This window comes from Streptomyces sp. NPDC047515 (genome assembly GCF_040643055.1).
Lineage (GTDB): Bacteria > Actinomycetota > Actinomycetes > Streptomycetales > Streptomycetaceae > Streptomyces.
The window spans coordinates 218,463-233,283 of record NZ_JBEYTM010000007.1; the positions used below are offsets into that span (position 1 = coordinate 218,463).

The 14,821-nt window shown below is 68.7% G+C and carries 14 protein-coding genes and 1 pseudogene; 2 read left to right on the plus strand and 13 right to left on the minus strand.

Annotation, left to right across the window (positions count from 1 at the left end):
• Positions 1–11 precede the first annotated feature (11 nt).
• From ABZ826_RS08790 to ABZ826_RS08810, 5 genes are all read right to left on the minus strand, one after another.
• Positions 12–965, minus strand: a complete 954-nt coding sequence (locus tag ABZ826_RS08790) for a WYL domain-containing protein (RefSeq protein WP_361444333.1) — start codon at positions 963–965, stop codon at positions 12–14.
• Between the two features lie 113 nt (positions 966–1,078).
• Positions 1,079–1,453, minus strand: coding sequence for an FKBP-type peptidyl-prolyl cis-trans isomerase (locus tag ABZ826_RS08795; RefSeq protein WP_351079199.1), 375 nt, complete (start codon positions 1,451–1,453; stop codon positions 1,079–1,081).
• Positions 1,454–1,496: 43 nt separating this feature from the next.
• The gene (locus tag ABZ826_RS08800) at positions 1,497–2,450 is read right to left on the minus strand and encodes an FKBP-type peptidyl-prolyl cis-trans isomerase (RefSeq protein ID WP_361444336.1); all 954 of its coding nucleotides are present in this window, start codon (positions 2,448–2,450) and stop codon (positions 1,497–1,499) included.
• Between the two features lie 127 nt (positions 2,451–2,577).
• Positions 2,578–3,939: a Pup--protein ligase gene (gene pafA / locus ABZ826_RS08805; RefSeq protein WP_093894153.1), complete on the minus strand. Its 1,362-nt coding sequence runs from the start codon at positions 3,937–3,939 to the stop codon at positions 2,578–2,580.
• Positions 3,940–3,948: 9 nt separating this feature from the next.
• On the minus strand, positions 3,949–5,208 hold the full coding sequence (locus ABZ826_RS08810; protein WP_361444339.1) for an MFS transporter: 1,260 nt from the start codon (positions 5,206–5,208) through the stop codon (positions 3,949–3,951).
• A gap of 132 nt (positions 5,209–5,340) precedes the next feature.
• Between ABZ826_RS08810 and ABZ826_RS08815 the strand changes: the two genes are divergently transcribed.
• The gene (locus ABZ826_RS08815) at positions 5,341–6,381 is read left to right on the plus strand and encodes a LacI family DNA-binding transcriptional regulator (RefSeq protein ID WP_361444342.1); all 1,041 of its coding nucleotides are present in this window, start codon (positions 5,341–5,343) and stop codon (positions 6,379–6,381) included.
• Between the two features lie 53 nt (positions 6,382–6,434).
• Here ABZ826_RS08815 and prcA read toward each other — a convergent pair whose 3' ends face one another.
• From prcA to arc, 6 genes and pseudogenes are all read right to left on the minus strand, one after another.
• Positions 6,435–7,277, minus strand: a complete 843-nt coding sequence (gene prcA, locus ABZ826_RS08820; RefSeq protein ID WP_361444345.1) for a proteasome subunit alpha — start codon at positions 7,275–7,277, stop codon at positions 6,435–6,437.
• A 58-nt stretch (positions 7,278–7,335) separates the two neighbouring features.
• Complete coding sequence (prcB, locus tag ABZ826_RS08825; protein ID WP_361444348.1) at positions 7,336–8,181, minus strand: proteasome subunit beta; 846 nt, start codon at positions 8,179–8,181, stop codon at positions 7,336–7,338.
• A pseudogene (locus tag ABZ826_RS08830) lies at positions 8,133–8,323 on the minus strand (endonuclease domain-containing protein); the annotation flags it as partial. The gene prcB and the pseudogene ABZ826_RS08830, both read right to left, overlap by 49 nt.
• A gap of 100 nt (positions 8,324–8,423) precedes the next feature.
• Positions 8,424–8,642, minus strand: a complete 219-nt coding sequence (locus ABZ826_RS08835; RefSeq protein WP_108011740.1) for a ubiquitin-like protein Pup — start codon at positions 8,640–8,642, stop codon at positions 8,424–8,426.
• A 120-nt stretch (positions 8,643–8,762) separates the two neighbouring features.
• Positions 8,763–10,274 carry a depupylase/deamidase Dop gene (dop, locus tag ABZ826_RS08840; RefSeq protein ID WP_361444352.1) on the minus strand — a complete coding sequence of 504 codons (1,512 nt, stop codon included), beginning with the start codon at positions 10,272–10,274 and terminating at the stop codon, positions 8,763–8,765.
• A gap of 236 nt (positions 10,275–10,510) precedes the next feature.
• Positions 10,511–12,277, minus strand: coding sequence for a proteasome ATPase (arc, locus tag ABZ826_RS08845; protein WP_361444355.1), 1,767 nt, complete (start codon positions 12,275–12,277; stop codon positions 10,511–10,513).
• A 241-nt stretch (positions 12,278–12,518) separates the two neighbouring features.
• On the opposite strand from arc, the gene ABZ826_RS08850 reads away from it, so the two are divergent.
• A complete protein-coding gene (locus ABZ826_RS08850; RefSeq protein ID WP_361444358.1) occupies positions 12,519–12,830 on the plus strand; it encodes a ferredoxin in 312 nt (103 codons plus the stop codon).
• 39 nt (positions 12,831–12,869) lie between these two features.
• Here ABZ826_RS08850 and ABZ826_RS08855 read toward each other — a convergent pair whose 3' ends face one another.
• Both ABZ826_RS08855 and ABZ826_RS08860 read right to left on the minus strand, forming a co-directional pair.
• Positions 12,870–13,448, minus strand: a complete 579-nt coding sequence (locus ABZ826_RS08855) for a hypothetical protein (protein WP_361444361.1) — start codon at positions 13,446–13,448, stop codon at positions 12,870–12,872.
• A 227-nt stretch (positions 13,449–13,675) separates the two neighbouring features.
• Positions 13,676–14,581, minus strand: coding sequence for a tRNA (adenine-N1)-methyltransferase (locus ABZ826_RS08860; protein ID WP_093541283.1), 906 nt, complete (start codon positions 14,579–14,581; stop codon positions 13,676–13,678).
• Positions 14,582–14,821 lie beyond the last annotated feature (240 nt).

Below are 14,821 nucleotides of genomic sequence, written 5' to 3' on the forward strand. Positions count from 1 at the left end.
AATGGGTCCTCTCAGTCCTGGGCCACGGCGCGCAGCCGGTCCACCACATCGGCCCGCAGATCGGCGGGTTCCCGAACGACGACGTCCGGACCGAACTCGACGAGCCAGGCGTCCAGACCGTGTCCGTACGGAATCTCCAACTCATCCCACCCGTCTCCGAGTTCCCGGACCGATATGGCGCGCGAGCGCAGCGGGTATCCGGCACCGGTCCGCAGCCTGATCAGCGCGGTCCGGGTCGCCGTCTCCCCCGCCCAGCTCTCCACGGTCTCGCGGACGGTCACGACGTCGGGCACCTCGGCGGTGAAGGTGCCGGCCCGGGAGCGGACCCGGCCGGTGATCCGGGAGAGGCGGAAGACCCGCTCGGCGCCGCGGTCCCGGTCCCAGCCGGCCAGATACCAGTGGCCGCGCCAGCACTCCAGCGTCCACGGCTCGACCTGGCGCTGCTCGGGCCGGGCGGCGTTGGCCTTGCGGTAGTCGAAGGTCACCGGGCGGCGGTCCCGGCAGGCCAGCATCAGCGGCTCGAACGCGGCCTCGTGGACGGGGATACGGGGTTCGAGGGCGCTGTGCACCTCGTAGGCGTCCTCGGCCTCCGGCATGCCCGCGGCCCGCAGCTTCTGCAGCGCACCGCTGGCGGCGCCGGCCAGCCGAGCCTGCTGCCAGACCTTGGCGGCCAGTCCCAGCGCGGCGGCCTCCTCGGCGTCCAGCGTGATCGGGGGCAGCCGATTGCTGTCGCGGCGGGCGAGATAGCCCGTGTCGCCGTCCAGGCTCTCCACGGTCTCGATGACCAGACCGAGCTCGCGCAGATCGTCCTTGTCGCGCTCGAACATCCGGTTGAAGGCGTCGTCGGAGCCCGCTTCCAGATAGGCCTCGATGGAGCCGCGCAGTTCGCGCTTGCTCAGCGGGCGCCGGGTCCCCAGCAGACACAGGGCCAGGTTCATCAGCCGCTCGGCCTTGGCAATCGCCATCGACGCCCTTTCTGTTTTGCTCTACGACCGTCGACCGTACCGCTACGCGGGGTCCGGGCAAAAGCGAGGGCCCGTGCCTTGCGGCACGGGCCCTGGCGGCGTATGGACGCGGATCAGACAGCGACCAGGTCGCAGACGAAGATCAGCGTCTCGCCGGGGGCGATACGGCCGCCACCGGCGCCGCGGTCGCCGTACGCGAGGTGCGCGGGGATGGTCAGCTGGCGACGGCCGCCGACCTTCATGCCCTGCACGCCCTTGTCCCAGCCGGAGATGACCTGGCCGGCACCGAGCTGGAACTGCAGCGGGGCGCCGCGGTTCCAGGAGGCGTCGAACTCCTCGCCGGTGGAGAAGGCCACGCCCACGTAGTGGACGGAGACGGTGGCGCCCGCCTCGGCCACCGCGCCGTCGCCTTCCCAGATGTCCTTGATCTCCAGGTCGGCCGGCGGCTCGCCACCCGGGAAGTCGATCTCGGGCTTCTCGATGCTCACTGACTTGCTCCTCTTAATGATGAACTGGGCAACCGGGACAGTCTTACATCTTCGCCAGGATGTCCACGGCGAAGACCAGGGTGGACTTCGCCGGAATGGTCTGCTGCGCCTTGTCGCCGAAACCCTGGTCCGGCGGAATGACGAGGAGCACCCGGCTGCCGATCTTCTTGCCGACGAGACCGTTCTTGAGCCCCTTGAGGGTGACCTGGGCGAGCGGGAAGGTCTGTGTCTTGCCGGCGGAGTAGGTGCTGTCGAACGTCTTGCCGTCCTTCCACAGCAGACCCACATAGTTCACGACGACGCTGTCGGTGTCCTTCACGACATCGCCCTTGGACTCCAGGATGTAATTGGAGACGAGCTTCGTCGGCGGGGCGGTCTTGGTGGGGATGGTGACCTTCGGGGCCTTGCCGTCCGTGTTGGTGCCGACCTTCGGCAGATCGGCATTGTCCTGGGCGACCTCGGAGCCCTTGGCGGACGCCGGGATCTGCGTCGCCTTCAGAACGTCGACGACGAACACGAGCGTGGCGTTCGGCTTGATGTCGCCCTGGCCCTGCGCCCCGTAACCGAGGTCCGGCGGAATGACCAGCTCGACCCGGCTGCCGACCTTCTGGCCGACGAGACCCTTGTCCCAGCCCTGGATGACCATGCCGGCGCCGAGGGTCAGATCGAACGGCTGCTTGCGGTCGAAACTGTTGTCGAAGGGCTTGTCGGAGTCCCAGGCCTGCCCGAGGTAGTTGACCTGGATCGCGTCGCCGTTCTTGAGTGTGGCCCCGTCCCCCTGGCTGACGACTCTGGTCTTCAGCTCCTTGGGCGGGTTTCCGGTCCCCTTGGACAGCGTGGGCTTCTCGCCGAATTTGGCCCCCGCGGTAATGGCGGGGAACCCGTTCTCGGACTCGGCGGAAGCCGAAGCGGAAGCTGAAGCGGAGCCCTTCTCATTCCCACAAGCCGCTGTCAGCAGCAACAGGGGGACGACGAGAAGGCCGGCAAGTCGGCGCACTTGTTCCTCAGATCTCAGACGGCACAGTTGGTTGAGTCCCCGACACTCTAGGGCGTACGCAGGGCCCCGTACGAGGAACGTACGGGGCCCGCGTCGCGTCGGAGGCCGAGGTCGTCCTGTCGTCGGCTCACATACCCGCGATCAGCTTCTCCACCCGGTCGTCCACCGAACGGAACGGGTCCTTGCACAACACCGTGCGTTGCGCCTGGTCGTTGAGCTTGAGATGGACCCAGTCGACGGTGAAGTCCCGCCGCTGCTCCTGGGCCCGGCGGATGAAGTCCCCGCGCAGCCGCGCCCTGGTCGTCTGCGGGGGCACGGACTTCCCCTCGAAGATCTTCAGGTCGTTGCAGACACGGGCCGCCTGCCCCTTGCGCTCCAGCAGGTAGTACAGCCCGCGACGGCGGTGGATGTCGTGGTACGCGAGGTCTATCTGGGCGACCCGCGGATGCGACATGGTCATGTTGTGCTTGGCCCGGTACCGCTCGATGAGCTTGTACTTCATGACCCAGTCGATCTCGGTCTCGATCCGGTCGAGGTCCTCGGCCTCGACCGCGTCGAGCGTACGGCCCCACAGCTCCAGGACCTGCGCGACCGTGCCGGTGCGGATGCCGCGCCGGTCGACGAAGTCGACGGCCTTCTCGTAGTACTCGCGCTGCACCTCGATGGCGGACGCCTCACGGCCGCTGGCCAGACGCACCTTGCGCTGCCCCGTGGTGTCGTGGCTGACCTCCCGGATCGCCCGGATCGGGTTCTCCAGCGTCAGATCCCGCATCACGGTGCCCGCCTCGATCATCCGGAGCACCAGGTCCGTCGCGCCGACCTTGAGCAGCATGGTCGTCTCGGACATGTTGGAGTCACCGACGATGACGTGGAGGCGGCGGTACCGCTCCGCATCCGCGTGCGGTTCGTCACGTGTGTTGATGATCGGGCGGGAACGCGTCGTCGCGGAGCTGACGCCCTCCCAGATGTGCTCGGCACGCTGGCTGACGCAGTAGACGGCGCCCCGAGGTGTCTGCAGCACCTTGCCGGCGCCGCAGATCAGCTGCCTCGTGACGAGGAAGGGAATGAGAATGTCCGCGAGCCGGGAGAATTCCCCGTGCCGGGCCACGAGATAGTTCTCATGACAGCCGTAGGAGTTTCCCGCCGAGTCGGTGTTGTTCTTGAAGAGGTAGACGTCGCCCGCGATTCCCTCCTCGTGCAGGCGGCGTTCGGCGTCGACGAGCAGGCCTTCGAGAATGCGCTCGCCGGCCTTGTCGTGGGTGACCAGTTCGGTCAAGTTGTCGCATTCGGGGGTTGCATATTCCGGATGCGATCCCACGTCGAGGTAGAGGCGGGCACCGTTCCGCAGAAAGACGTTGCTGCTGCGGCCCCATGACACAACACGGCGGAAGAGGTAGCGCGCCACTTCATCAGGGGACAGTCGGCGCTGTCCCCTGAACGTGCACGTGACGCCGTACTCGTTCTCCAGCCCGAAAATGCGGCGGTCCATGACTGAACATTACGCCTGATGGCCTGAGCTGAAACCGGGTTCGACAGCACCGTTTCGATCATTTTCCGATATCTGTGCGGCAACAGCCGTGTGTCCGGGAACTGCGAGGACCCTTCCCGTGGCCAGAAGAACCAGCAGTGCCGCCACCCCACCGGCCCCCGCGACGGCGAAACTCCACGTCGTGCCGCCCAGTTCGACGGCCGGGCCCGCCACGGCCGTTCCCGCCGCCGCGCCCACCCCGAACGTCGTCACCAGCCAGGAGAAGGCCTCGGTCACCGTGCCCCGCGGAGCGTGCCGGTCGACCACGATGAACGAGCAGGCGATCGCGGGCGCCAGAAAGACGCCGGACACTGCCGCCAGAGCGGTCATGGCGACCACTCCGGGGGTCAGCATCAGCGGCAGATAGCCCAGTGCCAGCAGTGCGACGATGGCCCGCAGCCGGCGTTCCGGCGCCCCGGCCCACCGGCGCGCCCCGTACACCGCACCGCCGATCAGCGCACCCAGCCCGAGCGCGGCCATCAGCCAGCCGTACACCGACTCCCGGCCGTGGTCGTCGGCGTACGCCACCCCGGCCACCGTGATCGAACCGAGCGCGAGCCCGACGAAGAAGAACGAGCCGAGCAGTGCCAGCAGGCCCGGCGAGCGCAGCGCGCCCAGCCAGTGCGCCTCGCGGGGCGCGGAACGCCAGGCGCGTGAGGGTTCGCAGAGGACGACCGAGAGCGCCCCCAGGACCCCGATCACGTTGATGACGAGCAGCGCGGCGGCGGGAGACCAGAGGGAGACGAGCAGCGTCACCAGCAGCGGGCCCACGGTGAACATGACCTCCTGGGCGACGGCGTCCATCGCGTACGCCCGGTGCACCCGGTCCTCGCTGCCGAGGACGGACGGCCACAGGGCCCGCAGGCCGCCCTCCAGCGGCGGGGTGAACACGCCGGCCACCATCACCGCCCCGTAGGCCAGCGGCAGCGACCCCAGGCCCACCAGGGCCAGCAGGGCCATGCCCAGCGCCGACGCCAGGGAGGCCGGCAGCTGGACGCGCGGCTGGCCGTACAGGTCCACCGCGCGGCCCAGCAGTGGCTGCCCGACCGCGGTGGCGAGCCCGTACACGGCCGCGAGCGCGCCGGCGAGGGTGTAGGTGCCGCCCTCGGCGCGGGTGAACAGCACGATCGCGATCGGCGCGGTGGCGTTCGGCAGCCGCCCCACCAGGGTCCCCGCCAGCAGCCGGGCGGCATGCCGCGCCCGGAGGATGTCCAGATATCCCGCGGCCATGTCCCGCCCTCTCCTTCGGCTGCTCTCCAGCACCCTGAGGTTTTACGTATAACGTCGAGGTCCATACGTACCATGTGCCCAGTCCGCAGGTCCACCGCACGGCGCCTGCCCCCGACCGGCCGGGAGGCCCGAGTGACCAGCGCACCACAGCCCGCCCCGGCCCGGCCCACCAGCCGCGATGTCGCGCGGGCCGCAGGCGTCTCGCAGGCCACCGTCTCCCTCGTGCTCGGCGACAAATGGCGTGGAAGAGTCTCCGAGGCCACCGCTGAACGCGTACGGGACGCCGCCCGCGGCCTCGGCTACCAGCCCAACCTCGCCGCCCGCAATCTCCGGCTCGGCCGCACCAGGACCGCACTCCTGGTCGTCCCTGCGCTCACCAACGAGTTCTTCGCGCGTGTCTACACGGGCGCCGCCGCGGTCGCCGCCGAGCACGGCTTCGGGGTCGTCCTCTACCCGTCCCCCGAGGGCACCGGGCCGGCCAGGGACCCCTTCGCCTCAGCGCGCGCCTCCCTCGACGGGGTGATCGCCTCGTCCATGGCCGCGGGCGCGCTCGACGCGCTGCGCGGCGCCGGCCTGCCACTGGTCATGCTCGACAGCGACCCGGCCGACACCGGGGTCGCGGCCCGGGTCAACCTCGACATCGCCGACGGCATGCGGCAGATGGCGGACCATCTGCTCGCGCTCGGCCACCGCCGCTTCGTCCACCTCGCGTCGGCGATCGATTCCTGGACCTTCGCCGTTCGGGGCCGAGCGCTCCGCGACACCCTGGCTGCAGCCCCGGGCACCTGTGTGCGGACCGTCGCGGCGGCACTCGACGTGCACGCGGGCCGGGAGGCGACGGAGCGGGCACTCGCCGCCCCCGGTCCCCGGCCCACGGCCATCGTCTGCGACGACGACATCCTCGCCGCGGGCGCCTGCAAGGCCGCCCGCAGACTCGGACTCCGCGTCCCCGACGACCTCTCCGTCACCGGCTTCGACGATCTGGCCCTGGCCACGGCCGTCGAACCGGAGCTCACCACCGTGCGGCTGCCCGCCGAGCAGGTCGGCGAACGCGGCATGGCAGCCCTGCTGGCGGTCCTGGACGGCCGCCCCGCCGAGCCCGGCAGCCTGCCGGTGCGCCTGGTGGCCCGCGGCTCCTCCGCGCCCCCGCCGACGGACGTCCCGCGCTCATGACGGTGCCCCGGCCCGCCGGGAAGGGCGGACCGGGGCACCGGCGCAGTGCTCGACTACTCCTCGGACGACTCCACGTCCCCACCGGAATCGGTGGACTTGGGGACATCCGTCGTGCCCGCAGGGGACTCCGTCCCGGAGGACTCGGCTCCCTCGCCGCCCTCGACGTCGGAGGGCGCGTCCGTCGGTGCGGAGCCGCCGTCCGCCTCCAGCAACCGCGCCAGCTGGCGTCCGACGATCCGCTTGAACTTGCGCTTCTGCGGCCTCGTACGGTCCAGGACCGCGACCTCCAGCCGCTCCGCGGGGATCTCCCGCTCGCTGCCGTTGGGATCGCGGGACAGGGCCTGCACCGCCAGCTTGAGCGCCTCGGCGAGCGTCATCCCGTCCCGGTGCCGCTGGTCCAGGAAGGTGCTGATCTGCTCGGCGTTCCCGCCGACCGCGACCGAGCCGTGCTCGTCGACGATGGAGCCGTCGTGCGGCAGCCGGTAGATCTGGTCGCCCTCGGGTTCGACCCCCACCTCGGCGACCACCAGCTCCACCTCGTACGGCTTCTCGGCCGCGCTGGAGAAGATGGTGCCCAGCGTCTGCGCGTAGACGTTGGCCAGCCCACGGGCCGTCACATCGTCACGGTCGTAGGTGTATCCACGCAGATCGGCGTAGCGCACACCGCCGATGCGGAGATTCTCGTACTCGTTGTACTTGCCGGCGGCGGCGAAACCGATCCGGTCATAGATCTCGCTGAACTTGTGCAGCGCGCGGGACGGGTTCTCGCCGACGAACACAATGCCGTCGGCGTACTGCAGCACGACCAGGCTGCGACCACGGGCGATGCCCTTCCGGGCGTATTCCGCCCGGTCGGCCATGGCCTGCTGAGGTGAGACATAGAACGGCGTCGACACCGGTTATCCGTCCCTTTCTGTCAGTGACTGGAGCATCCAAGAAGCAGCACAACGGCGGTCAGAGCAGCGCGGCGCGCGGGCCGTCGGGCTGTTCCATCCGGTGTTCCAGGATCGAGCGGGCGATCTGGGAGGATTCCACCTCGTCCAGCTTCCGGAAGCCTTCGTCGGTGATGACCGTGACGATCGGGTAGATCCGCCGGGCCACATCGGGGCCGCCGGTCGCCGAGTCGTCGTCCGCGGCGTCGTACAGCGCCTGCACGACCAGGGTGAGCGCCTGCTGCTCCGTCAGGTCCCCGCGGTAGAGCTTCTTCATCGATCCGCGGGCGAACACCGACCCGGAGCCGGTGGCCGCGTATCCGAGCTCCTCGGAACGGCCGCCGGTGACGTCGTACGAGAAGATCCGGCCCTTCTCGCGGTCGACGTCGAAACCGGCGAAGAGCGGCACGACGGCGAGGCCCTGCATGGCCATCGCCAGATTGCTGCGGATCATCGTGGAGAGCCGGTTCGCCTTGCCCTCCAGGGAGAGCTGCGCGCCCTCGACCTTCTCGAAGTGCTCCAGCTCCAGCTGGAAGAGCTTGACCATCTCCACGGCCAGTCCGGCCGTGCCGGCGATGCCCACCGCCGAATACTCGTCGGCCGGGAAGACCTTCTCGATGTCACGTTGCGCGATCACATTGCCCATGGTCGCTCGCCGGTCACCGGCGAGGACCACTCCGCCGGGGAACGTCGCCGCGACGATGGTCGTCCCGTGCGGCGCCTCGATGGTCCCCTGCAGGGGCGGCAGGGTGCGATTGCCCGGGAGCATCTCGGGAGAATGGCCGGACAGGAAATCCATGAACGAAGAGGATCCCGGCGTCAGGAAGGCAGCTGGTAGACGCCCGGTGCTACGAGTGTTGGCTTCCACGCGTTTCCCTCCAGGTAAGCGACGGCCCTGCGCAAGGTGTCAGGAGCGTCTCCCAACGTGCCGATGGCCGAATTGCAGTCGATGCGGTTACGCCACGGACCCTACCCGTCCCGTGGCGGCGATCCACATGAACTGCGGGGGCGGCTCCGCACGGCCTGCGGCCCCGCGTGTGCCCGCGCGGTACGGGCCGACCTCGCCCGTACCGCGCGCACGTTCCACTCCCCCGCGATCACATTCGTGAACTACTGTCCACCCTTTTGAACGAAGGAACGCACGAAGTCCTCCGCGTTCTCTTCGAGTACGTCGTCGATCTCGTCCAGAACCGAGTCGACATCGTCGCTCAGCTTCTCCTGGCGCTCCTTGAGGTCGTCGGACGCCTGCGCGTCCTGCGCCTGCTCCTCGACCTCCTCGGTGGAGCGCGTCGCCTTCTGCTGTCCGCCGCCGGTGTCCTTGGTCGCCATCTAGCTCACCCCGCTCGGTTCGAAGCACTTGATCAGACCCTACCCACGGGGTCCGACATTGGCCCGGTACTTGTCCAGACGTCCGGGGGTCATCCCGATGATTCCCCGATCACGGCCGTTTCAGCCGCCCGACAACACCTGGACCAGCTCTTCCGCCGTGCGGCAACGGTCGAGGAGGTCCTTGACGTGATTGCGGGTGCCGCGGAGCGGTTCCAGGGTGGGCACCCGTTGCAGCGAGTCATGGCCCGGCAGATCGAAGATGACCGAGTCCCAGGAGGCCGCGGCCACGTCGTCGGCGTACTGCTCCAGGCAGCGGCCACGGAAATAGGCCCTGGTGTCCTCCGGAGGGGCCGTACGGGCCTTCTCGACGTCGCCCGCGTCCAGCAGGCGCTTCATCTTCCCGCGGGCCGCCAGACGGTTGTACAGGCCCTTCTCGGCCCTCACGTCGGCGTACTGGAGGTCCACCAGGTGCAGACGCGCGGCGTCCCAGTCCAGGCTGTCCCGGCGGCGGTAGCCCTCCATGAGCTCTCGCTTGGCGATCCAGTCGAGCTCGCCGGACAGGCTCATCGGATCGTTCTCCAGCCGGTTGAGGGTGTCCTCCCAGCGGATCAGGACGTCCTTGGTCTGCTCGTCGGCGTCCGCCCCGTACCGTTCCTCGACGTATTTACGGCCCAGCTCGAAGTACTCCATCTGGAGCTGCACCGCGGTGAGGGTACGGCCGCTGCGCAGCGTGATCAGGTGCTTCAGTGTCGGGTCGTGGGAGACGTGGTGCAGGGTGCGCACCGGCTGGTCGACCGCGAGATCGACGTTGATGAAACCGTCCTCGATCATGGACAGGACCAGGGCCGTGGTGCCGAGCTTGAGATAGGTGGAGATCTCCGAGAGGTTCGCGTCGCCGATGATCACATGGAGCCGGCGGTACTTCTCGGCGTCGGAGTGCGGTTCGTCACGGGTGTTGATGATGGGGCGCTTGAGGGTGGTCTCCAGGCCGACCTCGACCTCGAAGTAGTCGGCGCGCTGACTGATCTGAAAGCCGTGCTCATGGCCGTCCTGGCCGATTCCCACGCGTCCGGCTCCGGTGACCACCTGGCGGGAGACGAAGAACGGGGTCAGATGGCGCACGATGTCGGAGAAGGGGGTCTCCCGCTTCATCAGGTAGTTCTCGTGCGTGCCGTACGAGGCGCCCTTGTTGTCGGTGTTGTTCTTGTAGAGATGGATCGGCTGGGCGCCGGGAAGCTGGGCGGCGCGGTCGGCCGCTTCGGCCATGATCCGCTCGCCGGCCTTGTCCCAGAGGACCGCGTCCCGCGGATTGGTGACCTCCGGGGAGCTGTACTCGGGGTGCGCGTGGTCGACGTAGAGGCGGGCCCCATTGGTGAGGATGACATTGGCGAGGCCGATGTCCTCGTCGGTGAGCTGGCTGGAGTCCGCGGTCTCGCGGGCGAGGTCGAAACCTCGCGCGTCCCGCAGCGGGTTCTCCTCCTCGAAGTCCCAGCGGGCGCGGCGCGCCCGGTGCATCGCCGCTGCGTAGGCGTTGACGATCTGGGACGAGGTGAGCATGGCATTGGCGTTGGGGTGGCCGGGGACGGAGATCCCGTACTCCGTCTCGATGCCCATTACTCGCCGTACGGTCATGCGGCCCTCCTTGCCCGGCGGCGCTCCCTTGAGGGAGCGGCGCTCAAGTACCGCTGCTTGTCCGGTGCGTGTGCGGTGCCCGTCCCCGCACTGCGCGACCGGGCGGTACGCAAGAGCCTAGAGCGACTCTGCGGTGGTGGGGAGATCAATTACGTCATTGCTGCGGTGTCGCGCGAGCTGTCCGGAAAGCGACCGGCTGCGGATGCCCGGCCGGGCATCCGCAGCCGGTCGGCGTTCTACAGGTACTGCCCGGTATTCGCCACCGTGTCGATGGAGCGACCGGTGTCCGCGCCCTGCTTTCCGGTGACGAGCGTACGGATGAAGACGATCCGCTCGCCCTTCTTGCCGGAGATCCTGGCCCAGTCGTCCGGGTTCGTGGTGTTCGGCAGGTCCTCGTTCTCCTTGAACTCGTCCACGCATGCCTGGAGGAGATGGGAGACGCGAAGGCCCTTCTGGCCCTGGTCGAGGAAGGCCTTGATGGCCATCTTCTTGGCCCGGTCGACGATGTTCTGGATCATCGCGCCGGAGTTGAAGTCCTTGAAGTAGAGGACTTCCTTGTCACCGTTGGCGTACGTGACCTCGAGGAAGCGGTTCTCCTCGGACTCGGTGTACATCCGCTCGACGACGGACTGGATCATGGCGTGCGCGGCGGCCTCCTTGGAGCCGGTGTGCTCCGCGAGGTCGTCGGCGTGCAGGGGCAGCGAGGGCGTGAGGTACTTCCCGAAGATGTCCTTCGCGGCCTCCGCGTCGGGGCGCTCGATCTTGATCTTCACATCGAGGCGGCCGGGGCGCAGGATCGCGGGGTCGATCATGTCCTCGCGGTTGGAGGCGCCGATGACGATCACGTTCTCCAGGCCCTCGACACCGTCGATCTCGGCGAGCAGCTGGGGAACGATGGTGTTCTCCACGTCCGAGCTGACGCCGGATCCCCGGGTGCGGAAGAGGGACTCCATCTCGTCGAAGAAGACGATGACGGGCGTGCCCTCGCTCGCCTTCTCACGGGCACGCTGGAAGACCAGGCGGATGTGCCGCTCGGTCTCGCCGACGTACTTGTTGAGGAGTTCCGGGCCCTTGATGTTGAGGAAGTAGCTCTTGCCCGCCGGCTGACCGGTGACCTCGGCGACCTTCTTGGCAAGGGAGTTGGCCACCGCCTTGGCGATGAGCGTCTTGCCGCAGCCGGGCGGGCCGTAGAGCAGGATGCCCTTCGGCGGCCGCAGTTCGTGTTCCTTGAAGAGATCGGGGTGGAGGTAGGGGAGCTCGACCGCGTCCCGGATCAGCTCGATCTGGTCGCCCAGACCGCCGATCTTGTCGTAGTCGATGTCCGGTACCTCTTCGAGGACGAGCTCTTCGACCTCGCTCTTGGGGACCACTTCGTAGACGTAGCCGGACCTGGGTTCGAGCAGCAGGGCGTCGCCGGGGCGGATGGTGATGTCCAGCAGCGGCTCTGCGAGCCGCACCACCCGTTCCTCGTCGGTGTGCCCGATGACCAGGGCCCGCTCGCCGTCCTCGAGGATTTCCTTGAGGGTGACGATGTCCCCGGCCCGCTCGAATTCCATGGCGTCGACCACATTGAGCGCTTCATTGAGCATGACTTCCTGGCCGCGCCGGAGGTCGTCGAGCTCGACACTGGGGCTGACATTCACCCGGAGTTTGCGGCCCCCGGTGAAGATGTCGCAGGTGCCGTCCTCATTGCCCTGCAAGAACACACCGAATCCGGCCGGCGGCTGTGCGAGCCGGTCGACTTCTTCCTTGAGGGCCACGATCTGGTCGCGGGCCTCGCGGAGTGTGTTGGCGAGCCGCTCATTCTGCGCGGACACGCCCGCCAGGTTGGTCTGCAACTCGATGATCCGCTCTTCGAGAATCCTCGTATGGCGCGGAGAGTCGGCGAGCTTACGTCGCAGGACGGCGATTTCCTGCTCAAGATAGGCGACCTGGCCGGCTGGGTCTTCGGACCCCCGCCCGGGCCGGATGCCGCGGTTGATGTCGTCGTCGTGGGCTGCCACGGTCCTCACCTCCTCCAAGGGGAGCTGGACGCTTCCTGACCCTACCTGGGTGGGTGATGATTGAAACCCCTAGATCACAAAGACTGCGGGGCGTGTCCGATCTTCACCCTTGCGTTCCCCCTCGTGTCAGGGGAATACCCACCCTTCAACATCGGAAAGCGGCCGGTTGTATCGTCAAGGCGGTCAACACCCGTCAGGGCTGGCTTCTTTTGGTTCACAAACGCAGGGAACGGCAGGAGAAATGACCGTGCAGCAGGACGCTCCCACCGGCAGCGACACGCAGGACCTGGAGGTCTGGATCGATCAGGACCTCTGCACGGGAGACGGTATCTGCGTGCAGTACGCACCCGAGGTGTTCGAGCTGGACATCGACGGGCTGGCCTATGTGAAGAGCGCTGACGACGAGCTGTTGCAGGACAAGGGCGCGACGACACCGGTGCCGCTGCCGCTCCTCCAGGACGTGGTCGATTCGGCCAAGGAGTGCCCGGGCGACTGCATCCATGTACGTCGCGTTTCGGACAGGGTAGAGGTGTACGGTCCCGAGGCCGCGTGATCCCGCGGCTCCGGGCCGCGGAGCACGCCCTGTGACCGCTCAGGCACTGCTCGCGGCGGGCCGGGTGGCGCGGACGAAGGCGCCGCCCCGCCATTGCCAGGTGACCTTCTCCTGCTGATCGGGACAGCACCGCGGCACATCGACCGAGGAGTAGCCGAGCAGGGTGGCGGAGATGATCCCGTCACGCACCGCGAAGTCGCCGACGCTCAGCTGCTCGGCGGGGTCCACCAGGGTCGCCACGACCCGGGGTGTGGCCCCGCTTCCCCTTGTGAGGACGTAGACGCCACTGGGCGGGGTGCCGGATCCGGCCGCGCAGCGGACCACGGCGACCGTCTCGGGCCGGCCGTCGCCGTCCAGGTCGCCGGGCTGTTGTTTGGCCACGGTGTGCCCCAGCCCCGCGCACTCCAGGGGATAGGTCGCCCGCTCCGGATCGGGCGCGGCGACGGGCGCGGTGCCGTGCTGCGCGGTGGTGCGAGGCGGGGTCGAGGCGGAGGCCGCGGGGTCCGGCTGGAGCAGGCCGGCGGCTGCGACGACGGCGGCCATGGCTGTCGCGGTGGCGAGCCAGTGCAGCGGCTTGGTGTCGGTGTGCGCGAGGTCCGGGAGCTCGGAGGTCTGCACGCGGGATGTCTCCTGTGGTTCCTGTGGATCGAGGATCTGGCCGGGCGGTGCCGCCGGTGGGACGTCCGCGGTGGCGCGGGGTGGCCAGCATCGTGCCACACCGCATGGAACAGCGGAACGGTGGGGTCGGCCCGGACATGCCTCCCGTACGGGCAACGGAAGGGCGCCGCCGCCGAGTTCCCGGACCGATCCGGGAACTCGGCGGCGGCGCCGGTACGTTGCGCGGCTCAGCCGCGGGAGGAGCCGCTCTGGCTTCCGGGACCGTCGTAGTCCTCGCCGTAGGCACCCTTGGCGGGGCGGCGGCGGCGCAGCGGGGCCTCCACACCGTCGGCCAGGCGGCGGGCGGTGACGAGGAAGCCGGTGTGGCCGATCATGCGGTGGTCCGGGCGGACGGCCAGGCCCTCGACGTGCCAGTTGCGGATCATCGATTCCCAGGGCTGCGGTTCGGCGAAGCAGCCGATCTCGCGGATCGACTCGACGGTCCGCGCGAGCTGCGTGGTGGTCGCGACGTACGCGCACAGGATGCCACCGGGCACGAGCGCCTTGGAGACGGCCTCCAGACACTCCCAGGGGGCGAGCATGTCGAGGATGACCCGGTCGACGTCGGTGTCGGAGAGGTTGTCCTGGAGGTCGCCGACGGTGAGCTGCCAGGCGGGGTGCGGTTCGCCGAAGTAGCGTTCCACGTTCTGCTGGGCGATCTCGGCGAAGTCCTCGCGGCGCTCGTAGGAGTGCAGCATGCCCTGGTCGCCGATGGCGCGCAGCAGGAAGGTGGAGAGCGAGCCGGAACCGACACCGGCCTCCACGACGCGGGCGCCGGGGAAGATGTCGGCGAAGGCCAGGATCTGCCCCGCATCCTTGGGGTAGACCACGGCGGCGCCGCGGGGCATGGACAGGACGTAATCGGGGAGCAGGGGGCGCAGCGCGAGGTAGGCGACGTTTCCCGTGGTTCGGACAACACTGCCCTCGGGGGCACCGATCAGCTCGTCGTGCGGGAAGGAACCCTTGTGGGTGTGGAAGTTCTTCCCGGCTTCGAGCGTGAAGGTGTAGTGGCGTCCCTTGGGATCGGTGAGCTGGACCTGGTCCCCGACCTTGAAGGGCCCGCGTCGGCGGGCGGCACCGGTCGGTTCAGACATGTGACCAGCCTACCGGTGATTCCCCGCGCTCCGACCGCGAGCCCGGACGATGCCGGGCTGTCAGAGCCTGTCGGGTGGCCTTCGATCGGGCAGCGGACGCGGTCTGGTGCGTGCGATTCCAAGGCGCCGGGATGTCCTCGGACGAGGTCTCCCCTGCTCGAACGAAGCTGAGAGCTCGGGGATGGAGCTACCAGGGCATTTCGGCAACGCGGGAGGGGGTCCCCCCTGGCCCTCAAGGCC

Bases quoted from the DNA above. Each gene is read 5' to 3' on its own strand.
- ABZ826_RS08790 (WP_361444333.1), bottom strand. From the start codon at position 965: ATGGCGATTGCCAAGGCCGAGCGGCTGATGAACCTGGCCCTGTGTCTG.
- pafA (WP_093894153.1), bottom strand. From the start codon at position 3,939: ATGGACCGCCGCATTTTCGGGCTGGAGAACGAGTACGGCGTCACGTGC.
- ABZ826_RS08810 (WP_361444339.1), bottom strand. From the start codon at position 5,208: ATGGCCGCGGGATATCTGGACATCCTCCGGGCGCGGCATGCCGCCCGG.
- ABZ826_RS08835 (WP_108011740.1), bottom strand. From the start codon at position 8,642: ATGGCGACCAAGGACACCGGCGGCGGACAGCAGAAGGCGACGCGCTCC.
- dop (WP_361444352.1), bottom strand. From the start codon at position 10,274: ATGACCGTACGGCGAGTAATGGGCATCGAGACGGAGTACGGGATCTCC.
- ABZ826_RS08850 (WP_361444358.1), top strand. From the start codon at position 12,519: ATGACCGTGCAGCAGGACGCTCCCACCGGCAGCGACACGCAGGACCTG.
- ABZ826_RS08860 (WP_093541283.1), bottom strand. From the start codon at position 14,581: ATGTCTGAACCGACCGGTGCCGCCCGCCGACGCGGGCCCTTCAAGGTC.